Below are 22,431 nucleotides of genomic sequence, written 5' to 3' on the forward strand. Positions count from 1 at the left end.
CCGCGCCTCATACCCCGTCCAGCAGCGCCCGCGCCGCCGCCACGACCGCGTCCGGCGGTACCGTGAAGTCGTGGTCGAAGACGTTTGTGGTGCGGTTGCCCGCCGTGTCGCCGACGACCCGGCGGTAGCGCTGGCCGAGCAGGCCGGTCAGCAGATTGTACTGCGCCAGCGCGATGCGGGCGTGCGCCAGCTCGACGTACGCCGCCCCGGGTGACGCGAAGGCCACGGCGGCCGAACCGCCGCCGATCGGCCCGACGATCAGTTCGGCCGAGGCGAACAGCGTGATCTGCTCGGCCATGCTCAGCCCATCCGGCACCACCGGTTCGACGCCGAGCGGCGCCAACGCGACCAGCACCTCGGCCTCATTCAGCAACAGACGGTAGCCGGCCTGCCGGCGCGACAGGAAGATTCGCCGCCGCGGCGCCGCCAGCCCCTCGGCCATCGCTCCGGCCAGCCGGCGGCGCAGGAAGTCCACGTGCATCGACGCCATGTGCTGGTAAGGATGCGTCAGCGACGGCAGCCACAGCCGCTTCGCCTTCAGCACCGCATCGCCCGGCACCGGCACCATCCGCCCCCGCTCCAGCCCCAGCAGTTCCATGAGGTCGAGGATCGATCGCGGGATCCGCGCATCGACCAGCACCGGCAGCTTGGAGAGCGCCGGAAAACGCTCCAGCACCGCCAGCTTCGACGCCCAGTCGAGCACTCCGTGCGACCAGTTCGGCCCGCCGCCGAGCAGCACCGCCTCCTCTTCGACGGTGACGGACGGCTCCGTCAGGTCAATCAGCATACGGTCGTCCGGGCTGTGCCGCACCAGATGCGGCAACATCGTCAGGCTGACACGCGAGTTGGTGTTGAAGCCATCGACCAGCAGCGCGTCGCCGACGAGCGGGGCGTACAGGTGCGGGACCACCACCGGGTCCTCGGCGAAGGCCAGGAACACCTCGGGCAGATCGTAGCCGAAGCGGGTCCCGTCGCCGCCCGCCACCCGCAGCGACGCGGGCGGCGCGACGACGTGATAGGGCCAGCCGCGTTCGCCGCAGACCTGCGCGGCCGGACGCAGACGTACGCCCCTCGGCGCTTGGCCGGGGTAGCGGCCGCGGTTGTCCACGAGGTCGGCGAAGTCGCGGTAGATCGCCGCCGCCCGCTCCTCATGCCCCTGGTCGAACAGAAGCCCGGCGATGCGCAGCAGCGCGGTGGCGTTGCCGGACAGCCCGGCGGTGGCGGCGCACAGCCCCGCCACCGCCTCGTCCGGCCGTCCCAACGCGTGCCGGGCCATGCCCAGCCCCAGATGCGCGTCGAGCAAGTCGTCCCGCAAGGCGACCGCGGCTGCAAAGGCGTCGGCCGCCTCGGCGACACGGTCCTGCGCACGCAAAACCTCGCCCAGCGCCGCAAGCGTCTCGGCGTCGTCCGGGTCGGCGTCCAGCGCGGCGCGCAGACACGCCTCGGCGCTGCGCGGATCGCCCTTAGCCCGGTGCAGGCCGGCGAGGTGGCGCAGCACCACCGGATCGCCCGGCGCCAGGAGATGCGCCCGCCCGTACAGTGCCGCCGCGTCGGCGGTCCTCGTCTCCCACTCGCACAGGCTGCCGAATCGCACGAGCGCGTCGGTGTCTCCGGGGGCGAGCGCCAGGGCGCGACGCAGGGACAAGACCGCTCCCCCCATGTCCTGGGCAAGCGCCAGCAGTCGTGCCAACGCAAGGTGCGCGCGCGCGGCCTCCGGGTCGGCGTCGATGGCCAGGCGCAGCAGCGCCACCGCCTCGGCCCGGGCGCCGCGCGCCTCGTGCAGCAGAGCGAGCTGGTGCAGCGCCTCCGGGTGGCGGGGGTGGTCGCGCAGCACGGCGCGGCAGGCGTCCTCCGCCTTGGCGGCCCAGCCGGCCTCGCGCAGCGCCTGCGCCATCATCAGGGAACGTGCGGCGGGGTCGTCCGGCGTCACGGCACGAGCCGGTAGCCGCCCGGCTCGGTCACCAGGATTTCCGCGTTGGAGGGGTCGCGCTCGATCTTCTGGCGCAGGCGGTAGACGTGCGTCTCCAGCGTGTGCGTCGTCACCCCGGCGTTGTAGCCCCACACCTCGCCCAGCAGCGTGTCCCGACCGACCACCGCGTCGCCGGCGCGGTACAGGTACTTGAGGATCGCCGTCTCCTTCTCGGTCAGGCGGATCTTGCGGTTCTTCTCCTCCAGCAGCAGCAGCTTGGCGGCCGGGCGGAACAGGTAGGGCCCGATGGTGAAGGTGGCGTCCTCGCTCTGCTCGAACTGGCGCAGCTGCGCGCGCAGGCGGGCCAGCAGCACGCCCAGGCGGAACGGCTTGACGATGTAGTCGTTGGCGCCGGAATCGAGGCCGAGGATGGTGTCGGCGTCGGTGCTGGCCCCGGTCAGCATGATGATCGGGCAGCGCACGCCTTCGCGCCGCATCAGCCGGCACAGGTCGCGCCCGTCCATGTCGGGCAGCCCGACGTCGAGCAGCACCGCGGCGAACCCGCCCTCGCGCGCCAGGGCCAGCCCGGCGGCGCCGTCGGCGGCCTCCGCCGTCTCGAACTCCTCGTGCAGCTGGAGCTGTTCGGCGAGCGACTGGCGCAGCGCCTCGTCGTCGTCGACCAGGAGAATGCGTTTGGCCGAAGTCATGCACCCAGGTCTTCGTTCCGTTCCCGGCACGGACCTTAGCACGCTCCCGGCACCGTTGCACGCCGCGCAACGGACTGGCGCGGGGACTGCGCTTGCCTTGCCCGCGCCGACGTGGGACGGTCGGGGCCCTTGGAAAGCGGGGCCCGGCCGCCCAGATCGTGCGGACGGTTTTGCTTTTCTCCGCCCGGGCCGCTAGGGTTCCGGCCCGGTACCAGGATCCGGTTTCTGACGATGTACGCTGACCTCAGCCCCGAACCGACCCAGCCCTTCGACGAGGCCGCCATGCGCGCCGTCGACCGTGCGCTCGCCGCGCTCCGCCGCGGCGAAGCGGTGGCGGTCGCCTGCGCCGACGGCCGCGTCGCCCTGGCGCTGGCGGTGGAGACGGTCGGCGCCGACGCGCTGGCACGGCTGAAGCGCCTGTCGGGGGGCGAGCCGGTGCTCGCCGTCACCCGGCGCCGCGCGCTGGTGCTGGGCGTGATGCCCGAGGGCTTCCAGGCGGGCGAGGGCGGCGCCGTGACGCTCGCCGTCGCCGGCGGCCTGACCGCCGGGGACGCGGTGGCGCTCGCCGACGCCGAGCAGCGCCCGGACGGCCCGCTGCCCGCCGGGCTGAGCGCCACCCCGGCCGAGCCCGGCTCGCGCGAGGCCGCCGCGGTCGACCTGGCCAAGCTGGCCCGCCTGATCCCCTCCGCCGTGGTGGCGCCGGTGCGCTCCACGCCCGATCTTATGAGAAGGGGCGGCCTGGAAGCCTGGGCCAAGCGCAACGACCTGCTGTGGGTGCGCGCGGCCGATGTCGCCGACTACCGCACGCACGTGGTGCGCACGCTGCGCCAGGTGGCCGACGCGCAGGTGCCGCTGGTCGGCGGCGCCGAGAACACCCGCGTCGTCGCCTTCCGTCCGGCCGACGGCGGACCGGAGTACCTCGCCATCATCATCGGCGATCCGGACCCCGAGCAGCCGGTGCTGGCCCGCCTGCATTCCGAATGCTTCACCGGCGACCTGCTGGGTAGCTTGCGCTGCGACTGCGGCGACCAGCTGCGCGGCGCCATCGCCGAGATCGCCCGGCGCGGCAGCGGCGTGCTGCTCTACCTGGCACAGGAGGGGCGCGGCATCGGGCTGGTCAACAAGCTGCGCGCCTACCGCATCCAGGACCGCGGCTTCGACACCGTCGACGCCAACGAGATCCTCGGCTTCGAATCCGACGAGCGCGTCTACCTGCCGGCCGCCGAGATGCTGCGCCAGCTGGGCTTCCGGTCGGTGCGGCTGATGACCAACAACCCCGACAAGATGCGCCAGCTCGCCCGCTGGGGCATCGAGGTGGTCGAGCGCGTGCCGCACGTCTTCCCCTCGAACCGCCACAACGAAGCCTACCTGCGCACCAAGGCCGAGCGCAGCGGACATATGTTCTGAGCGTTGCCGGGACGGACTGTCCGGGCAGGAATCACCCCCCACCCGGCAGGAGTTGCCGGGACTCCGTGACCAAAAGCGGGCATTGGCGCCTTTTTTGCCGGAATCTGCTGGCACGGCGGTTGCAATACCCCGAGTGACCCAATCCGCCGGGAGTGCCGACCATGTCCATCGCCGCCGTGCCGCTCGACAGCGCCGCCCCGCGTTCGGCCAGCGCTCCCATCGACGCTTCGGTCAGCAGCATCGTCCGCAGCCGGACCGACGATCCGTACAACGAGACGGCGGACATGTCGTTCGGCGACTTCCTCGACATGATCAACCCGCTGCAGCACATCCCGGTGGTCGGCACCATCTACCGAGCGGTCACCGGCGACACCATCAAGCCGGCGTCGCAGGTGATCGGCGGCATCGCCTTCGGCGGGCCGATCGGCGGCGTCGCGGCGATCGCCAACGCCATCTTCGCCCAGGCCAACGGCCGCAGCCTCGAGGACACCATGCTGGCCGGCCTCGGCGTCGGCACCGGCGAGCCGGCCGTCGAGGTCGCCGAGGCGTCCGCCGCCGCGGCCCAGGCCCCGGCGCCGCAGGCCGCCCCCGCCGCTCCCACGACCGGCGCCGCGCCGGTCGCCGCGCCCGCGGTCCAGGCCGCCGCCGCGCAGGCCGCCGCCCAGCCGGCCCCCCAGACCGTCGCCATGAAGCCGGCCGACAAGGCCGCCTCGCCGATCGGCGACCACAAGCCGAGCAAGATGCCGGTGCGCGACACCATGCTGGCCACCTCGCTGCAGAGCAAGAACGCCGCGGCGATCGCGCAGAAGAGCCGGCTGCAGGCGTCCACGCCGCCCGTGCTCAACCCCGGCACCATCACCACCGCCAGCGCCGCCAACGCCAACGCCGCCGCGCCGGCCCAGCAGCAGCCCCAGCAGCCGGTCGCGGTGCCGCCGGAGATGATTTCCGACGTGATGATGCGTAACCTGGCGAAGTACGAGGCCGCCAAGAAGGCGCTGAACCCCACCCCGCCGAGCATCCGCACGGCCGGCTGACGCTGACGGAGCCTGCATGGAGATCACGGTCACCGCCGATGGCCGCCTGATGTGGCCGGGCGGCGGTTTTCGCTGCGCGCTGGGCCGCGGCGGCGTCAGGGCCGACAAGCGCGAAGGCGACGGCGGCACCCCCGTCGGCGTCTGGCCGCTGCGCCGCGTGCTGTGGCGTGCCGACCGGCTGGAACGGCCGCGCACCGCGCTGCCCGCGGCGCCCATCGCGCCGGACGACGGCTGGTGCGACGAGCCTGCCGACCCCGCCTACAACCGCCCGGTCACGACGCCCTACCCGGCCAGCCACGAGGCGCTGTGGCGCGAGGACGGCGTCTACGACGTCATCGTCGTGCTGGGCCACAACGACGATCCCGTCGTGCCGGGGCTGGGCAGCGCGGTGTTCCTGCACGTCGCCCGCCCGGACTGGGAGCCGACCGCCGGCTGCGTCGCGCTGCCGCTACCCGACCTGCTGCGCCTGCTGGAGGACTGCGGGCCGGGCACCGTGCTGCGGGTGGTAGAGCCTACTCCGTGAAGCTCGGCCCAGTAAAACTAGGACGGGCGCCGAAGATCGCCGTGCCGACGCGCACATGCGTGGCGCCGAAGCGGATGGCGGAGGGGTAGTCGCCGCTCATCCCCATGCTGACCTCGGCCAAGCCGTTGCGCCGCGCCATCTCGGCCAGCAGGGCGAAGTGCATGGCCGGCTCCTCGTCCACCGGCGGGATGCACATCAGCCCTGTCACCGGCAGCTTGTGCACGTCGCGGCATTCGGCGACGAAGGCGTCGACGTCGGCGGGCAGGATGCCGGCCTTCTGCGGCTCCTCGCCGGTGTTCACCTCGATCAGGCAGCGCGGCCGGCGGCCGGTCTTCGCCATCTCGGCGGCCAGCGCCTCGGCCAGCTTCGGGCGGTCCACCGTCTCGATGACGTCGAACAGCGCCACCGCGTCCTTGACCTTGTTGGTCTGCAGCGGGCCGATCAGGTGCAGCTCGAGGTCCGGGTGCGCCGCCTTGAGGTCCGGGAACTTGGCCCTGGCCTCCTGCACGCGGTTTTCGCCGAACACGCGCTGGCCGGCGGCCAGGGCCTCGGCCACCGCCTCGGCGCCGTGCGTCTTCGAGACGGCGACCAGGGTGACGGTTCCCGAGTCGCGGCCGGCGTCGGCGCAGGACTCGGCGATGGTGCGGCGCACCTCGTTCAGGCGGGATGCAACGGAGTCGGTCATGGGTGAAGGCTCCCGGATGGTCCGCGCGAGGTATACACCGGCGGGCGCGGCGTGGTAACGGACCGCTCGACGAAACGCAAGCCTCCGAGGAGTCACCGGATGCGTGGTTGGATGTACACCGCACTCGTGGCCGCGCCGCTGGCGCTGGCCGCCGCGCCGCACGCACACGCCCAGCAGCAGGCCCAGCCGCAACCCCAGACGCAGACCCAGGCGGCGCCCGCCGGCAAGCACCAGGTCCGCATCGCCAAGGGCTCGCCCACGGCGAAGGTCTTCTTCGGCGAGCCGGCCCAGCTGCTGGACGACGACGGCACCTACGCCGACGCCATGAAGCGGGTGGCCAACGACCTGTCGCAGAGCTGCGGCGCCATCGAGAGCTTCGGCTGGGAATTCAACGAGTCCGACCTCGCCGAGCGGCAGCAGCACGCCAGCAAGGTCTTCGACTCGACCATGCAGGCGTTCGTGCAGGCCGGCTACAAGCTGGTCGAGCGCAAGGTCCGCGCCATCCCGGACCCGGAGACGGTGGTCTTCACCGCCGAGAGCAAGGCCAAGAAGCTGATCATGGTGTGGTCGCCGACCGGCGACGCGACGCTGCTGCTGCTCTGCGACGCGGGGGCGGGGGCGGGGGCGGGCGCCGCTCCGGGCGGCAAGACCCCGCCGGCCAAGAAGTAGGCCGGAAACGGAAACGGCGGCGGGTCGCCCCGCCGCCGTCCGTCGAGTGGATCCGCGCCGCGATCAGAACGCGAGGCGGGTGTCCAGCATGACGATGCTGCCCTTGTCGTTGCGGTCCGGGGCAACCAGGTCGTTGTCCTTGGCCTTGAAGTAGCTGTACTCCAGACCGGCCGTCAGGCCCGGGGCCACGGTGTAGGTCACGCCGGCCTGATACAGGTCCAGCTTGGAGTTCAGGCGGTCCGACACGACGGCGCCGGCGTCCTTGTAGCTCTGGTAGTTGACGGCCAGGATGACCGGGCCCAGCGTGTAGTTGGCACCGACGATCCAGGTCTCCTGGTTGTCCGCACCGCTGGTGGTCACGCCCGACTGGTAGCCGCTCTTGCCGGCGTTGCGGTACATGGCGCCGACCTTGAAGCCGGCGAAGCCGACGTTGGCGGCGACGTTCCAGGACGACAGGTCCTTGTAGTTAGGGCCGGCGGCCGAGGACTTGGCGGCGTCGCCGAACTCGTAGAAGGCCGAGGCCTCGAGGGCCACCGGGCCGATCTCGCGGCTGTAGATGCCGCCCAGCTCGACCACGTCGTGGAAGCTGCTCTGGTACGTGCCGGCCGACACGTACTTGCTGCGGCTGATCGAGTTGTTGTTGTTGTCGTTGCGCGGCGCGTAGGCGACGCCACCCTGGAAGCCGGCGAACTGCGGCGTCAGGTAGACGACGCGGGTCGCGATGTCGCCGCTGTGCAGGTTGCGGAAATTGGTGGCGCGGCCGGCGACGCCCACGTCGTAGATGGCCGAACCCGACAGGAAGTCCAGCGTGCCGTTGTCGGCGCCGCCGGCGATGCCCTCGATGTTCGGACCGATGAAGCCGTACTCGTCCGACAGGCCGTTGATCGTGCCGGCCTGCACCGTGCCGAAGAAGCCCTTGGCGAAGATGTAGGCGCGGTCATTGCCCAGGTTGCGGGCGCCGTTGCTGGTCGCCGACGTATCCGAGCGGACGCGCAGGCGCGCACCGTACTCGAGGCCGTTGTCGGCCTTCGCCGACGGGGTCAGGGTGAAGCGGAAGCGGTTGCGCGCTTCGAACGACCGCAGGCCCGCGTCGCCCTTCTGATCGACGAAGCCGCCCTGGAAGTAGGCGTCGCCACCGATGGTGAGGTCGAACTTGGTCTGCGCGGCGGCGCTGCCGGTCCCGGCGGCCAGCGCGACGGCGGCACAGGCGAGGGCGAGAGAACGCTTCATGATGGATCAATCCTTCAACGGATGGCCTGTTGCGGCCGAGCGATGTCGTTGCTGAAAGGAGTTAATCCTGTGCAAGGGAAGCGTGCAAGGGGCAATGACACGCTCACGGTGCGCACATGAAACAGCGTTGCATCACAGACACACATATAAGTGTCTGATTTTACTAAGAAAATTTGATTTGCTGCAAAAACAGCACTTTCCCTGCCGCGATAACGGGCATTGTGCCCAAGCTTGAGGCATGAAAAAAGGGCGGCAGCCGAAGCTGCCGCCCTCGTTTCCGCACTCTGACTTTGGATTAGAAAGCCAGGGTGGAGTGCAGGATGACGATCGAGCCCTTGTCGTCCGAGCTGCCGCCCAGAGCGGTGTTCGGGATATCGCTGTCCGCCTTGAAGTAGTCGTAGCGGATGCCGACGCCGAAGCCCGGGGCCACGGTGTAGGCAGCGCCGATCTCGTAGACGTCGAGCTTGCGCTTGCCAGCGATGGCCGTGCTGCCCGAGTCCTGACCGCGCATCCAGCCGCCGCCGACCACGATCGGGCCCGCGGTGTACTGGGCGCCCAGCTGGTAGACGGTGGCCTTGTCCTGGAAGCGGAAGGCCGCAGCCGACGACTTGTTCAGACCGGCCTTGCCGAAGTCGGTGACGCTGCCGCCGACGGTGAAGCCGGCGAAGCCGACCTGCGCACCGGCCTGCCAGGCGTTCAGGTTCTTGAACGACGCACCGGCGACGTCCGAAGCCGAGCCGCCGTAGTAGGAGGCCTGGGCCTTCAGCTTAACAGCGCCGAAGGTGTTGTCGTAGTTGACGTTGGCTTCCCACAGGTCCTGGAAGGACGGGTTCACCGCCGAGGCAGCCGTGGCGGCCGTGGTGAACTTGCTGCGGTTGATCGAGTTGCCGCTGTCGTCGTTACGCGGCGTGTAGCTGGCACCCAGCTGGAAGCCGGCCAGACGCGGCGAGAAGTACTTCACGCGGGTCGAGGCGTCGCCGAAGGTCGGCCAAGCCATGCTCTGACCGTAGATCGAGCCGAGCTGACCACCAGTGATGTTGGCGCCGACGAACGGGCCGGTGATGCCACCGGTCTGACCGCCGCCCATGAAGCCGAGCGCCTGGTCGAACAGGCCGAACGGCAGGTAGTCGATCGGGCGCGACACAATGGTGTCGTCGTTCGTGGTGGCGTCGAGGCCGAGACGGACCTGACCGAAGCCGCCCTGGGCGAAGATGTAGGCCTTGTCGTAGCCGGTGTTGCGGCCGGCATTGCCGGTGGCCGTCTGGTCGGCGCGGACGCGGATGCGCGCACCGTACTCGAGGCCGTTGTCAGCCTTGGCCGACGGGATCAGGTTGAAGCGGAAGCGATTGCGCGCCTCGGTCGAACGGAGACCGGAGTCCAGGTCCTGGTCGACCCAGCCCCACTCGAAGAAGGCGTCGCCGCCAACCTTCACCTCGAACTTGGCCTGGGCATTGGCAGCGCCGCTTCCCATCGCCAGAGCAACGGCGGCGCAGCCCGCCAGCAGATACCGATTCATAGTGTTGCCTCCATCCTGGCAGCAAATTGTTCAGCCGGGTTCTTCATCCCTGCTGAGACTGTGGTACGCACACCGGGCGGCGGCAGCAAGCCGAAACGTGCCTTCTTTGCTGCATTGATGGGACAGTGTGGCGTTCACACCACACAGTGCACTGCGGCGATTTTCGCTTTTATAAAGGCGTAGGATGGCCCCGGCGCCCTACGCCTTGTGTAACGCCTGTTGCGCCAGCGGACGGTTTTATGGTCTTTTCAGCGGCGTCCGCCGCGCCCTTTTGGCGCGCGCCCCCACTGCCGTGATGTAAAGCTCCGCCATGCGCCGTATCCGTATCGCCATTGCCGCTCCTCTCGTCCTCGGCTCGCTGGTTCTGGCCGGCTGCTCCAGCTGGGGCGGCCAGAACGACAACACCACGATGGATCAGCTGCGGAAGGACGAGTACAAGTTCGGCAGCCTGCTCGGCACCGACGGTGGCCTCAACCTGTTCGGCGGCAACAAGCGCAAGGGCGCGGCCGACGCCGGCGACCCCAACGGGCTGGGCGTCAACAGCTATCTGTGGCGCGCCTCGCTGGACACGCTGTCCTTCCTGCCGATCGCCTCGGCCGATCCGTTCGGCGGCGTGATCCTGACCGACTGGTACACCCCGCCGGACGCGCCGAACGAGCGCTTCAAGGTCAACCTCTACATCCTCGACCGCCAGCTGCGCGCCGACGGCGTGCGCGTGTCGGTGTTCAAGCAGGCGCGCGCCGGCAGCGACTGGCGCGACACCGCCGTCTCGCAGGAGACCGCCGGCCAGCTCGAGGACGCGATCCTGACCCGCGCCCGCCAGCTCCGCGTCGCCCAGCAGGCCGCCAAGTAAGGCCTCCAGGCACCCGATCCAGCACCCAGACCCGAACGGACAGCCTTTTTCATGTCGCGCTACAACGTAAAAGAGACCGAGGCCAAGTGGCAGGCTGAGTGGGAGCGGCGGTCCTGCTTCACCGCGGCCGAGGACGCCGGCCGGCCCAAGTACTACGTGCTGGAGATGTTCCCCTATCCCTCGGGGCGCATCCACATGGGCCACGTGCGCAACTACACGATCGGCGACGTGATCGCGCGCTTCAAGCGCGCCAAGGGCTTCAACGTCCTGCACCCGATGGGCTGGGACGCCTTCGGCCTGCCGGCCGAGAACGCCGCGCTGGAGAAGAAGACCCACCCCGCGAAGTGGACGCGCGAGAACATCGCCACCATGCGCGGCCAGCTGAAGACCATGGGCCTGTCCATCGACTGGAGCCGTGAGGTCGCCACCTGCGACGTGGAGTACTATCGCCACGAGCAGAAGATGTTCCTCGACTTCATGAAGGCGGGCCTCGCCTACCGCAAGGAGTCGTGGGTCAACTGGGACCCGGTCGACAACACCGTGCTGGCCAACGAGCAGGTGATCGACGGCCGCGGCTGGCGCACCGGCGCACTGGTCGAGAAGCGCAAGCTGTCGCAGTGGTTCCTCAAGATCACCGCCTACGCCGAGGAGCTGCTGAAGGGCCTCGAGTCGCTGGACCGCTGGCCCGAGCGCGTGCGCCTGATGCAGGAGAACTGGATCGGCAAGTCGACCGGCGTGCGCTTCCGCTTCGACATCCAGGGGCGCGACGACAAGCTGGAGGTCTTCACCACCCGTCCGGACACGCTGTTCGGCGCCTCCTTCGCCGCCATCTCCGCCAACCACCCGCTGGCCTCGGAACTCGCCGTGAACAACCCGGCGCTCGCCGAGTTCATCGCCGAGTGCAACCGCCTGGGCACCAGCGAGGAGGCGATCGAGACGGCGGAGAAGAAGGGCTTCGACACCGGGCTGCGCGTCGTCCACCCCTTCGACTCGAACTGGACGCTGCCGGTCTACGTCGCGAACTTCGTGCTGATGGAGTACGGCACCGGCGCCATCTTCGGCTGCCCGGCGCACGACCAGCGCGACCTCGACTTCGCCCGCAAGTACGATCTGCCGGTCACGCCGGTGGTCATCCCCGCCGACGTCGATCCCGCGGCCTTCGACGTGGGCACCGAGGCCTACACCGGCCCCGGCGTGCTGAAGAACTCCCGCTTCCTGGACGGCCTCGACGTCGAGTCGGCCAAGCAGGAGGTCGGCAAGCGCATGGAGTCGGCAGGGCAGGGCGAGCGCACCACGCAGTACCGCCTGCGCGACTGGGGCGTGTCGCGCCAGCGCTACTGGGGCTGCCCGATCCCGGTCATCCACTGCCCCGAGCACGGCATCGTGCCGGTGCCGGACGACCAGCTGCCGGTCGTGCTGCCGGAGGACGTCACCTTCGACAAGCCCGGCAACCCGCTGGACCACCACCCGACCTGGAAGCACACGACCTGCCCGACCTGCGGCAAGCCGGCGCTGCGCGAGACCGACACCTTCGACACCTTCATCGAGTCGAGCTGGTACTTCGCCCGCTTCTGCTCGCCGCACACCGCGACGGAGGCGTTCGAGCGCAAGGCGGTCGACTACTGGCTGCCGGTGGACCAGTACATCGGCGGCATCGAGCACGCGGTGCTGCACCTGCTCTACTCGCGCTTCTGGACGCGGGCGCTGACCCAGTGCGGCTACCTGGACGTGGCGGAGCCGTTCGCCGGCCTGTTCACCCAGGGCATGGTCAACCACGAGACCTACAAGGACGCCAACGGCGCTTGGCTGTCGCCGGCCGACATCGTCAGGGACGACAAGGGTGACTTGGTCGCCGCCGACGGCGGCCCGGTGACGGTCGGCCGCGTCGAGAAGATGTCGAAGTCGAAGAAGAACGTCGTCGACCCGGCGAACATCATCGACACCTACGGCGCCGACGCCGCCCGCCTGTTCATGCTGTCCGACAGCCCGCCCGAGCGCGACCTGGAGTGGACCGAGGCCGGCATCGACGGCGCGTGGCGCTACATCAACCGCCTGTGGCGCATGATCACCGAGGCGCCGGCGGCGCTGCCGGCCGCCGGCTCGCCGGCCCCGGCCGAGCTGTCGGACAAGGCGCTGGCCGCCCGCCGGCTGATCCACAAGACGATCGCCGGCGTCGGCGAGGACCTCGACAAGTTCCGCTTCAACAAGGCGGTCGCCCGCGTGCGCGAGCTGTCCAACGCGCTGGCCGAGCTGGACGGCAAGGGCGCCGGCGAGGCCTGGGTGCTGCGCGAAGGGTACGAGGCGCTGGTGCGCATGGTCGCCCCGATGATGCCGCACCTCGCCGAGGAGCTGTGGGCGCACCTGGGTCACGCCACGCCGCTGGTCGAGCAGCCCTGGCCGGAGGCCGACGCCACGCTTGCCACCGACGACGTGGTGACTATGGCGGTGCAGGTGAACGGCAAGCTGCGCGCCACGCTGGAGCTGCCGCGCGACATCGCCAAGGACGAGGCGGAGAAGCGGGCGCTGGCCGACGCCAACGTCCAGAAGGCGCTGGAGGGCAAGCCGGTGCGCAAGGTCATCGTCGTTCCGAATCGGGTGATCAATGTCGTCGTCTAAGCGGAACCTGCTGCGGACGGGCGCGGCGCTGGGATGTCTGGCGCTGCTGTCCGCCTGCGGCTTCCGCCCGCTGTACGGCGACCAGGGCGTCGCCGGCGGCGGTGCCGCCGACAAGCTGGAAATGGTGGCGATCTCCAACATCCCGGACCGCCCGGGGCAGATCCTGCGCAACCTGCTGATCGACCGCTTCCACCACAACGACCGCGGCGTTCAGACGCCGTACCGTCTGGACACGCGCATCGTCGCGACCGAGCAGAAGCTGGCGCTGCGCCAGGACGCCTCGGCCGAGCGCGCGCAGCTGCTGCTGAACGTGCCGTTCCGCCTGATCGAGAACAGCACCGGCCGCACGCTCTTCGAAGGCACCAGCCGCTCCTTCGTGCCGTACAACGTGCTGGAGGAGCGCTACGCCGGTCTGGTGACGCTCGACCACGCCTACAACCGCGGTCTGGCCGAGATCTCCGACGAGATCACCGCCCGCGTGGCCATGTATCTGGCGAAGGGACAGTAACGCTTTTCCGCGGGCCGTGGCGTCGGGGGGCAGGCGTTCCCACGGATTGCACGGATTGGGGCACGGATTCCACGGATCTCCTGGTCCGTGCCCGGCGATGGTCCGCAGACCGCCGCAGGCCCGAAACATTCCGTGCAATCCGTGCCGCCAATCCGTGTAATCCGTGTCGATGTTGCCTCGGTCGCGACCGTCGGCACTTCCAGCAGGCGCCCCGCCCCATGAAGCTCCAAGGCAAGGCCATCGACTCGTTCCTGAAGCACCCCGACCCGAAGGTTCGGGCCGTGCTTCTGTACGGCCCCGACGCCGGTCTGGTGCGCGACCGCGCCGACACGCTCGGCAAGACGGTCTGCCCCGATCTCAACGACCCGTTCCGCGTCGCCGACTTCCTCGGCCGGGCGCTGGTCGACGACCCCGCCCGGCTGGCCGACGAGGCCGCGGCGATGGCGTTGACCGGCGGCCGCCGCCTGATCCGCGTGCGCGACGCCGAGGACGTGACCACCACCGCCTTCACCGCCTTCCTCAAGGACCCGCCGCCCGGCGACAGCCTGGTGGTCGTCGAAGCCGGCGACCTGTCCAACCGTTCGCGCCTGCGCGCCCTGTTCGAAGGCACCGAGGCCGGCGCCGCCATCCCCTGCTACGTGGAGGAGGAGGCGTCGCTCGGCCGCGTCATCGCCGACCTGCTGTCCGCCCAGGGCCTCTCGGCCGACGTCGACGCGCTGAGCTTCCTGGCCGGCAACCTCGTCGGCGATCGGCTCGTCGCCCGTGGCGAGATCGAGAAGCTGGCCGTCTACATGGGTGCCGACAAGCGCGTGACGCTGGAGCACGCCCAGGCCTGCATCGGCGATTCCGCCGCGCTCGACATGGACGAGCCGGTGTGGGCCGCCGCCGACGGCGACTTCGCCGCGCTCGACCGCGCGCTGGCCCGCCTGTTCGCCGAGGGCATGAGCCCGGTGCCGATCCTGCGCGCCACCCAACGGCATTTCCAGCGCCTGCATCTGATCGGCTCGCAGGTCGCGGCCGGCAAGTCGCCCGAGACGGCGGTCGACTCAGTGCGCCCGCCGGTGTTCTTCAAGCTGCGCCCGCGTCTGGTCAATCAGGCGCGGCGCTGGACGCCCAACCTGGTGCGCGCCGCGCTGGAGCGTCTGGTCGACGCCGAGGCCGACTGCAAGCGCACCAACATGCCCGACCAGACGATCTGCGCCCGCGTGCTCTTCCAGCTGGCGTCGCTGGCCCGCCGGTAGGGCAGCCCGGCGGAACGCCCATGGACCGCTCCTGTTGAACGGGAGAGGTTTTTCCCACCGAGGACAGAGTCATGAGGATCCTGACGATGACGGCCGCAGCGGCCGTCGCGCTCGGCTTGGCTGCGCTGTCGCCGCCGGCCGACGCGAAAGGGTGCGCCAAGGGAGCGGCGGTCGGCGGTGTCGCCGGCCACGAGGTCGGCTCCGGCCACGGCGTGGCCGGCGCGGCGGTCGGCTGCGCGGTCGGCCGGCACGAGGCCAACAAGAAGGACAAGGAAGCCGCCAAGCAGCAGGCCCAGGCGCCGAACAACCAGCCCGGCGAGCAGCCGGCCGACCAGCAGCCGAACGGCAAGAAGAAATAGGGCAGGGGACCGCCGTCCCCCACGGCCGGCGGTCCTGCCCCACCCAAACGGGGCCTTGGCACGGCGCCCGACTTGATTGATCCTCATGGCCTGGGTCCGCCGGAAGGGAATGGCGATCGGATGCCGAGGATCGGGCGCGCGGTGTTGGTGCTTCTGGCTGGTCTGGCGCTGCCGCTGGCGGCGCACGCCGAGACGTGGGAACTCAAGTTCGAGGCCTATGGCGGCGGCCTGCCGCTGGCCACCGGCGGGCTGCGGCTGGCGATCGACGGCAGCAAGCGGTACGACGCCCGGTTGGAGTCGGCCAACGCCTCCTGGTTCAACATGCTCACCCGCTTCCGCTACGACGCCGAGGCCGCCGGCACGGTGTCCAACCCATCCGTCGCGCCCCTGCGCTTCCGCGGCGAGCGCAACCTGCGCTCGAAGCGCGAGGTGACGGCGCTGAACTACGCCGGCGGCGGCGTGTCGGTGCACACCGAACCGCCGATGAACCCGGAAAAGGCCTCCCTGGTGCCCGAATCCATCCGCCGCGGCAGCGTCGACCCACTCAGCGCCGGCATCGGCGTGGTGGTCACCGCGGGCGGTCCGGCCGCCTGCACCGGCACTTACCCGGTCTATGATGGGCGCCGCCGCTACGACATCACCGCGAAGCCCGCCGGCACCGAGATGCTGGAGCCTTCCAAACGCCGCATGGCCTCGGGGTTGGCGAAGCGCTGCATCGTGTCGCTCAAGCCGGTCGCCGGCTTCCAGACCGACAAGGATCGCCCGAACCGCTTCTTCGTGGAGGGGCAGGAGCGCTCCGCCACCCTGTGGTTCCTGCCGGTCAATGGCCGAACCATCCCGATCCAGGTGGAGGTGGAGACGGACTTCGGCAGCTTCTTCGTTCACACCACCGGCTTCACGGTCACACCGTAGCCCGGAACAGCGCCGCGCAGCCCACCAGTTCGACCGCGTGCGCGGCGAACCGCGCCGCCAGCCCCGCGTCCAGCGCCTCGACCGTATCGTCCTGGTTGCAGAAGATGCCCTTGCGGTTGTAAGCGGCCATCAGCCGCCGCGCCATGGCGGAGCGCGGCGCCGATCCCTGCACCAGCGTTGCCCCGAACAGCACCGCGCCGTCGTTCATCAGCGGCCGCAGATGGTCGAACACCACCGCCTTCTCCGCCATCGCGCCGGGCAGGCAGTGCAGCAGGTAGCACAGCCCCACCGAGTCGAAGCGCGGCCCGTCGAACGGGATCGGCTCCAGAACGTTGCGCCGGTGGGTCTCCGGCGCGTGGCGCGCGACGCGGCCCGCCGCATGCTCCAGGCAGTTCGGGTTGAGGTCCATCAGCGCCAGCCGCGGGCCCTTGAAGGAAGATTGGGGCGAGGGGAAGCGGCAATGGTCGAGAAACCACCCCGTCCCGACCCCGACGTCCAGGTGGTTCGCCGAGACGTTGGCGTCGTAATGCGCCAGCAGCCGCGCCGTCGGACACTTCCAGATCAGCGGGTTGGAGACGCCCAACACCACGCCGTCGTACAGCAGCCGCAGCACCAGGCCGCTGTAGACCGCCTGACCGGCGTGAACCGCCTCGGCGCTCACGTCATTCGCCGCGGCCGAGCCGCCGCAGCACGTCGTCGAGCTGGTCGAGCGTCTGGTAGTGGATGGTGACCATGCCGCGCTTGCCCTGCGGCGTGATCTCGACCTTCAGCCCGATGGTGGCGGAGATCTCGTCCTCCAGGTTCTGGAGGTCGATGTCCTTGGCCGGCCCGTCACCGCGCTTGCCACCGCCGCCGCCCTTGGCCGGCGCCTCGTCCTTGCGCACGAGGTCCTCGGTCTGGCGGACGTTGAGGCCGCGCTTGATGACCTCGTGCGCCACCAGTTCAGGGTTGTCGACGGTCAGCAGCGCGCGGGCGTGGCCGGCGGTCAGCCGGCCGTCGTTGACCATGCCCTTGACCGGGTCGGGCAGGGCCAGCAGGCGCAGCATGTTGGCGACGTGGCTGCGGCTCTTGCCGATGACCTTGGCGAGGTCTTCCTGGGTGTGCTCGAACTCGTCCATCAGGCGGCGGTAGCCCTCCGCCTCTTCCAGCGGCGTCAGATCGGCGCGCTGGATGTTCTCGATCAGCGCGATCTCCAGCGCCTCGCGGTCATCCAGCTCGCGCACGACCACCGGCACTTCGGGCACGCCGGCCAGCTGCGCGGCGCGCCAACGGCGCTCACCGGCGATGATCTCGAACTGGTTCACCGCGCCGTTCGGCACCCGGCGGACCAGCAGCGGCTGCAGGACGCCCTTCTCGCGCACCGACTCGACGAGGCCCTTGATCGCCTCCTCGTCGAAGCGGCGGCGCGGCTGGTAGCGGCCGGGCTGCAGGTACTCGATGGGCACCATCTTGGACAGCCGCACCTTATCGACGGCGGCGTAGTCGTCGGTGTCCTCGCCGAACAGGGCGGAGAGGCCGCGGCCCAGGCTGCTGCGCTTGCCTTCGGACATCAGGCGGCGAGCCTCTTCTCGCGGCGCAGCACTTCGCCGGCCAGGTTGATGTAGGCCTGGGCGCCGGGGCAGCGCATGTCGTAGATCAGCACCGGCTTGCCGTGCGACGGCGCCTCGGAGACCTTGACGTTGCGCGGGATCACCGTCTCGAAGACCTTCTCGCCGAAGAAGCCGCGCACGTCGGCGGCGACCATGTCGGAGAGGTTGTTGCGCTTGTCGAACATGGTCAGCACGACGCCGTGGATGTCCAGGTTCGGGTTGAAGGTGCGCTTCACCCGCTCGATGGTGCGCACGAGGTGGCTGAGGCCCTCCAGCGCGTAGAACTCGCACTGCAGCGGCACCATGACGGCGTTCGACGCGACCAGCGCGTTCAGCGTCAGCAGGCCGAGCGCTGGCGGGCAGTCGATCAGCACGAAGTCGTAGTCCAGCGCGCTGGCGGCCACCGCCTCGCGCAGGCGGAACTCGCGCTGCGTGGCGCCGACCAGCTCGATCTCCGCGCCCGACAGCTCGACCGAGGAGGTGATGATCCACAGGTTTGGCACGTTCGATTCGATGGCCGCCTTGTCCAGCGCCACGCCGTCGAACAGCACGTCGTAGATGCCGACGCTGCGCTTGGCGCGCGGAATGCCGAGGCCGGTCGACGCGTTGCCCTGGGGATCGAGGTCGATCACCAGGACGCGCTTGCCGATGGCGGCGAGCGCCGTGGCCAGATTGATGGCGGTCGTCGTCTTGCCGACGCCTCCCTTCTGGTTGGCGATGGCGATGACGCGCGCGCCAGAATCCCGGGGGGTCATTACAGCCTCGTGAGCCTGTTTGCGGGGAAAGGGTGGATCGTGGACTTAGACACGGACGATGCCACTCAAGCGCAGGATGGAGCCGGAAGGGTCGGTGACGCTGTCGAAGCGTTCGGTGCGCATCTTCCAATATTTGGTGGAGTCCGTCAATTCGTCCTCCACATTTTGGCCTTTGAGGAACAGGGCCACACCATCCGCGGTGAGGAAGCGGGCGCCCCAGTCCAGCAGGTCCGCGAGCGGCGCCAGCGCGCGGGCGGTCAGCGCGTCGGCCTGGAGGCCCTGAACCGCCTCGATCCGTTTGGAATGCACGGTCACCGGGGCGCCGGTGGCGCGGGCCGCCTCGCGCAGGAACGCGCCCTTGCGCACGTCGCTCTCGATCAGGTGAACCTCCGGCACGCCCAGGATCGCCAGCACCAGGCCGGGAAAGCCGGCGCCGCTGCCGAGATCGACCAGCACCCGGGTCGACTCGGGCAGCAGCGGGTGGAGTTGTGCCGAGTCGAGGAAGTGCCGGTTCCACGCGTCGTCCAGCGTCTTCGGCCCCACGAGGTTGATCGTCTTCTGCCATTTGCGCAGCAGCGCCTCGTACACCGTCAGACGCTCCAGTGTTTCACGTGAAACACCGGTGGCCTTCCGGAAGCCCTCCGCACCCAGCCGCGCCATCACGCCACCTTCACGTCGCGGCGCTTCACGTGCCGCAGCAGCGCCACCAGCGCCGAGGGAGTCATGCCGGGGATGCGGGCCGCCGCGCCCAGCGTGGCCGGGCGAACCTGCCGAAGCTTGGTGCGGATCTCGGTGGACAGGCTGCCCACCGCGTCCACGTCCAGATCGTGGGGCAGGGCGAGCGACTCGTCCTTGCGGAACGCGCGGATGTCGGCCTCCTGGCGGTCGAGATAGCCGGCGTACTTGCCGTCGATCTCCAGCTGCTCGCCGACGTCGGCGGGGATCTCGCCAAGCTCCGGCCACACGCGCGTCAGCACCGACAGATCGATGTCCGGGTAACGCAGCAAGTCGGCGGCGGAGCGGCGCACGCCATCCTGGTTCACCGCGATGCCCAGCCGCACCAGCTCCGCCGGCGTCGCCTGCAGCGAGCGCACGAGCGTTCGCCCAGCGGTGAGCGCCGTCTCCTTGGCGCCGAACGCGTCGCGCCGGGCCGAGGCGACGCACCCAATGGCCAAGCCCTTCGGCGTCAGCCGCTGGTCGGCGTTGTCGGCGCGCAGCAGCAGCCGGTACTCGGCGCGCGAGGTGAACATGCGGTAAGGCTCGTTGGTGCCGCGGGTGATCAGGTCGTCGATCAGCACGCCGATGTAGGCGTCGGCACGGTCCAGCACGAACGTCTCCTCGGAGCCGCCTGTCGCCAGCGCCGCGTTGATGCCGGCCATCAGGCCCTGGGCCGCCGCTTCCTCGTACCCGGTGGTGCCGTTGATCTGGCCGGCGAAGAACAGGCCGGGCGCGCGCTTGGTCTCCAGCGTCGGCTTCAGCTCGCGCGGGTCGACGAAGTCGTACTCGATGGCGTAGCCGGGGCGCAGCATCACCGCGCGTTCCAGACCGGGCATGCTCGTCAGGATGCCGAGCTGCACATCGCGGGGCAGGGAGGTGGAGATGCCGTTCGGATAAACGGTGTCGTCGTCCAGCCCTTCCGGTTCCAGGAAGATCTGATGCCGCTCCTTGTCGGCGAAGCGCACCACCTTGTCCTCGATGGACGGGCAGTAGCGCGGCCCCGTGCTCTGGATCTGGCCGGAGTACATCGGCGCCCGGTGCAGGTTGGCGCGGATGAGGTCATGCGCTTCCGGCGTTGTCCAGGTGATGGCGCAGTCGACCTGCGGGGTGTCGATGCGGTCCGTCAGATAGGAGAAGGGCGGGGGCGGGACGTCGCCCGGCTGCTTCTCCAGCGCGGCCCAGTCGATGGTCTTGCCGTCGAGCCGCGGCGGCGTTCCGGTCTTCAACCGGCCGAGCGGGAAGCCGAGCTTGGCCAGCGTATCGGACAGCCCCAGCGCTGGCGCCTCGCCGACGCGGCCGGCCGGGATGGTCTCCTCGCCGATGTGGATCAGGCCGCGCAGGAAGGTACCGGTGGTCAGCACCACCGCACCGGCGCGGATCGTCTCGCCACCGCCGGTCACCACGCCGGTGACGCGCTGGTCGGAGTCGACCGTAAGGTCCTCGGCACCGCCGGCCTCGATGGTCAGGTTCTCCTGCGCGGCGAGGATCGCCTGCATGGCCTGCCGGTACAGCTTGCGGTCGGCCTGGGCGCGCGGACCGCGGACCGCCGGACCCTTGGAGCGGTTCAGGATGCGGAACTGAATGCCGCCCGCGTCGATGGCACGCGCCATGACGCCGTCGAGCGCGTCGATCTCGCGCACGAGGTGCCCCTTCGCCAACCCGCCGATGGCCGGGTTGCACGACATCTCGCCGATGGTTTCGACCTTGTGGGTGAGCAGCAGCGTGCGCGCACCCATGCGCGCCGCCGCCGCGGCTTCGCAGCCCGCGTGGCCGCCGCCGACAACTATGACATCGAATGTCCGCATGGGCGGGAACATAGGGGAAGTGGGGGGAGGAGGTAAAGCCCCGGCACGCCCGCTGTCAGTGTTTCACGTGAAACATCACTTGCCGATGCAGAAGTCGCGGAAGATCACGTCCAGCAGATCCTCCACGTCGACCCGCCCGGTGATGCGGCCGAGCGCCCGGCTGGCCAGCCGCACGTCCTCCGCCGCGAGTTCCGGCAGCGGCGCGGTCAGCGCGCGGGCGAGGGCGCCTTGGCACTCCTCAAGCGCAGCCCGGTGCCGGGCACGCGTCAGGGCGGGGGCGCCGCTGCCCGCCAGGCGGTCGGCGCTAAACGCCGCCAAACGCTCTTCCAACTGGTGCAGGCCCGCCCCAGTGCGGGCGGACACCGGCAGGGCTGCCTTGCCATCCACATCCGTGACAGCCGGGGCAAGGTCTGTCTTGTTCAGCACCACCACCGTGTCGGCGTCGATCAGCGCACGGGTCGCGGCGTCGAGGGGGGCCGTCGCGTCGAACACCGCGATCTTGACGTCGGCCTTGGCGGCGCGATCGAGGGCGCGGCGAATGCCTTCCTCTTCGATCTCGTCACCGGCCTCGCGCAGGCCGGCGGTGTCGGCGAGCACCACCGGGAAGCCGCCGACGTCGAGATGCACTTCGATCACGTCGCGGGTGGTGCCGGCGCGGGCCGAGACGATGGCGGCGTCGCGACGGGCGAGCGCGTTCAGCAGGCTCGACTTGCCGGCGTTCGGCGCGCCGACGATGGCGATGTGCAGCCCCTCGCGCAGGCGCTCGCCGCGGCGGCCATCGGCGAGGTGGGCGTCGATCTCGGTGACCAGGGTCTCCAGCACCGGGCGCACGGCGTCGGCCACGCCGCTCGGCAGGTCCTCGTCGGGGAAATCGATGTCGGCCTCGATGTGGGCCAGCGACCGGGTGAGGCGGTCCCGCCAGCCCTCGTAGAGCCGGCCGAGCGCGCCTTCCATCTGGCGGAGCGCTTGGCGGCGCTGCGCGCTGGTCTCGGCGTCCACCAGATCGGCAAGGCCCTCGGCCGCGGTGAGGTCGAGCTTGCCGTTCTCGAAGGCGCGGCGGGTGAACTCGCCGGGTTCGGCGACGCGCAGGCCGGGCAGGGCACCCAGCGCCTCGATTACCCCGGCCACAACGGCGCGGCCGCCGTGCAGGTGCAGCTCCCCGACGTCCTCGCCGGTGAAGCTGCGCGGGGCGGGGAACCACAGCACCAGGGCGTCGTCCAGCGCCTCCCCGGTGCACGGGTCGCGCAGGGTGCGCAGGCCCGCAAAGCGCGGCCGGGGGAGATCGTTTCCGGCCAGCGCCTTGAGCGCCGACGCCGTTTCCGGCCCCGAAACGCGAACCACCGCCACACCGGCGCGGCCGGGGGCGGTGGCGAGAGCGAAGATCGTCGTGGACACC

21 protein-coding genes are annotated in these 22,431 nt (G+C 70.3%); 10 read left to right on the forward strand and 11 right to left on the reverse strand.

What is annotated here, in order from left to right; translation table 11 throughout:
• Positions 1-7: 7 nt before the first annotated feature.
• Positions 8-1,930, reverse strand: coding sequence for a glycosyltransferase 61 family protein (locus ACRWK7_RS13615; RefSeq protein WP_431856781.1), 1,923 nt, complete (start codon positions 1,928-1,930; stop codon positions 8-10).
• The gene (locus tag ACRWK7_RS13620; protein ID WP_431856782.1) at positions 1,927-2,616 is read right to left on the reverse strand and encodes a response regulator transcription factor; all 690 of its coding nucleotides are present in this window, start codon (positions 2,614-2,616) and stop codon (positions 1,927-1,929) included. Before ACRWK7_RS13620 ends, ACRWK7_RS13615 begins: the two co-directional genes overlap by 4 nt.
• 231 nt (positions 2,617-2,847) lie before the next feature.
• On the opposite strand from ACRWK7_RS13620, the gene ribA reads away from it, so the two are divergent.
• The 3 genes from ribA (at position 2,848) to ACRWK7_RS13635 (ending at position 5,580) form a co-directional block, all read left to right on the forward strand.
• The gene (ribA, locus tag ACRWK7_RS13625; protein WP_431856783.1) at positions 2,848-4,023 is read left to right on the forward strand and encodes a GTP cyclohydrolase II; all 1,176 of its coding nucleotides are present in this window, start codon (positions 2,848-2,850) and stop codon (positions 4,021-4,023) included.
• A 161-nt stretch (positions 4,024-4,184) separates the two neighbouring features.
• The gene (locus ACRWK7_RS13630; RefSeq protein WP_431856784.1) at positions 4,185-5,057 is read left to right on the forward strand and encodes a hypothetical protein; all 873 of its coding nucleotides are present in this window, start codon (positions 4,185-4,187) and stop codon (positions 5,055-5,057) included.
• A gap of 16 nt (positions 5,058-5,073) precedes the next feature.
• Positions 5,074-5,580 carry a L,D-transpeptidase family protein gene (locus ACRWK7_RS13635; RefSeq protein ID WP_431856785.1) on the forward strand — a complete coding sequence of 169 codons (507 nt, stop codon included), beginning with the start codon at positions 5,074-5,076 and terminating at the stop codon, positions 5,578-5,580.
• On the opposite strand, the gene ACRWK7_RS13640 is transcribed toward ACRWK7_RS13635, so the two are convergent.
• Entirely contained in the window at positions 5,570-6,265 is a 696-nt protein-coding gene (locus tag ACRWK7_RS13640; RefSeq protein ID WP_431856786.1) for a YggS family pyridoxal phosphate-dependent enzyme, read from the reverse strand. The two genes, ACRWK7_RS13635 and ACRWK7_RS13640, sit on opposite strands and share 11 nt — an antisense overlap.
• Positions 6,266-6,376: 111 nt before the next feature.
• Here ACRWK7_RS13640 and ACRWK7_RS13645 point away from each other — a divergent pair, with 111 nt between their 5' ends.
• Complete coding sequence (locus tag ACRWK7_RS13645) at positions 6,377-6,934, forward strand: hypothetical protein (RefSeq protein WP_431856787.1); 558 nt, start codon at positions 6,377-6,379, stop codon at positions 6,932-6,934.
• A 63-nt stretch (positions 6,935-6,997) separates the two neighbouring features.
• Here ACRWK7_RS13645 and ACRWK7_RS13650 read toward each other — a convergent pair whose 3' ends face one another.
• Together ACRWK7_RS13650 and ACRWK7_RS13655 are read right to left on the reverse strand one after the other, a co-directional pair.
• The gene (locus ACRWK7_RS13650; RefSeq protein ID WP_431856788.1) at positions 6,998-8,164 is read right to left on the reverse strand and encodes a porin; all 1,167 of its coding nucleotides are present in this window, start codon (positions 8,162-8,164) and stop codon (positions 6,998-7,000) included.
• Positions 8,165-8,459: 295 nt separating this feature from the next.
• Positions 8,460-9,680 carry a porin gene (locus tag ACRWK7_RS13655; protein ID WP_431856789.1) on the reverse strand — a complete coding sequence of 407 codons (1,221 nt, stop codon included), beginning with the start codon at positions 9,678-9,680 and terminating at the stop codon, positions 8,460-8,462.
• Positions 9,681-9,990: 310 nt separating this feature from the next.
• Between ACRWK7_RS13655 and ACRWK7_RS13660 the strand changes: the two genes are divergently transcribed.
• The 6 genes from ACRWK7_RS13660 to ACRWK7_RS13685 all read left to right on the forward strand — a co-directional run bounded on the left by ACRWK7_RS13660 (position 9,991) and on the right by ACRWK7_RS13685 (position 16,169).
• Positions 9,991-10,533, forward strand: coding sequence for a DUF3576 domain-containing protein (locus tag ACRWK7_RS13660; RefSeq protein ID WP_431856790.1), 543 nt, complete (start codon positions 9,991-9,993; stop codon positions 10,531-10,533).
• A gap of 51 nt (positions 10,534-10,584) precedes the next feature.
• Entirely contained in the window at positions 10,585-13,149 is a 2,565-nt protein-coding gene (gene leuS / locus ACRWK7_RS13665; protein ID WP_431856791.1) for a leucine--tRNA ligase, read from the forward strand.
• On the forward strand, positions 13,136-13,657 hold the full coding sequence (lptE, locus tag ACRWK7_RS13670) for an LPS assembly lipoprotein LptE (RefSeq protein WP_431856792.1): 522 nt from the start codon (positions 13,136-13,138) through the stop codon (positions 13,655-13,657). The genes leuS and lptE overlap by 14 nt, the downstream gene beginning before the upstream one ends.
• Positions 13,658-13,875: 218 nt before the next feature.
• Positions 13,876-14,898 carry a DNA polymerase III subunit delta gene (holA, locus tag ACRWK7_RS13675; protein ID WP_431856793.1) on the forward strand — a complete coding sequence of 341 codons (1,023 nt, stop codon included), beginning with the start codon at positions 13,876-13,878 and terminating at the stop codon, positions 14,896-14,898.
• A gap of 71 nt (positions 14,899-14,969) precedes the next feature.
• Entirely contained in the window at positions 14,970-15,257 is a 288-nt protein-coding gene (locus tag ACRWK7_RS13680; protein WP_431856794.1) for a hypothetical protein, read from the forward strand.
• Positions 15,258-15,377: 120 nt separating this feature from the next.
• Positions 15,378-16,169 (forward strand): DUF3108 domain-containing protein, encoded by a 792-nt coding sequence (locus tag ACRWK7_RS13685; protein ID WP_431856795.1) that lies wholly within the window; start codon positions 15,378-15,380, stop codon positions 16,167-16,169.
• On the opposite strand, the gene ACRWK7_RS13690 is transcribed toward ACRWK7_RS13685, so the two are convergent.
• From ACRWK7_RS13690 to mnmE, 6 genes are all read right to left on the reverse strand, one after another.
• Positions 16,159-16,830, reverse strand: a complete 672-nt coding sequence (locus tag ACRWK7_RS13690) for a class I SAM-dependent methyltransferase (RefSeq protein WP_431856796.1) — start codon at positions 16,828-16,830, stop codon at positions 16,159-16,161. The two genes, ACRWK7_RS13685 and ACRWK7_RS13690, sit on opposite strands and share 11 nt — an antisense overlap.
• 1 nt (position 16,831) lies before the next feature.
• Positions 16,832-17,719, reverse strand: coding sequence for a ParB/RepB/Spo0J family partition protein (locus tag ACRWK7_RS13695; protein WP_431856797.1), 888 nt, complete (start codon positions 17,717-17,719; stop codon positions 16,832-16,834).
• The gene (locus tag ACRWK7_RS13700; RefSeq protein ID WP_431856798.1) at positions 17,719-18,513 is read right to left on the reverse strand and encodes a ParA family protein; all 795 of its coding nucleotides are present in this window, start codon (positions 18,511-18,513) and stop codon (positions 17,719-17,721) included. The genes ACRWK7_RS13695 and ACRWK7_RS13700 overlap by 1 nt, the downstream gene beginning before the upstream one ends.
• A 45-nt stretch (positions 18,514-18,558) precedes the next feature.
• On the reverse strand, positions 18,559-19,164 hold the full coding sequence (rsmG, locus tag ACRWK7_RS13705; protein ID WP_431856869.1) for a 16S rRNA (guanine(527)-N(7))-methyltransferase RsmG: 606 nt from the start codon (positions 19,162-19,164) through the stop codon (positions 18,559-18,561).
• 8 nt (positions 19,165-19,172) lie between these two features.
• Positions 19,173-21,035 carry a tRNA uridine-5-carboxymethylaminomethyl(34) synthesis enzyme MnmG gene (gene mnmG, locus ACRWK7_RS13710; RefSeq protein WP_431856799.1) on the reverse strand — a complete coding sequence of 621 codons (1,863 nt, stop codon included), beginning with the start codon at positions 21,033-21,035 and terminating at the stop codon, positions 19,173-19,175.
• 75 nt (positions 21,036-21,110) lie between these two features.
• Complete coding sequence (gene mnmE / locus ACRWK7_RS13715; RefSeq protein ID WP_431856800.1) at positions 21,111-22,430, reverse strand: tRNA uridine-5-carboxymethylaminomethyl(34) synthesis GTPase MnmE; 1,320 nt, start codon at positions 22,428-22,430, stop codon at positions 21,111-21,113.
• Position 22,431 lies beyond the last annotated feature (1 nt).

The sequence above is a fragment of the Azospirillum sp. genome (assembly GCF_050789165.1).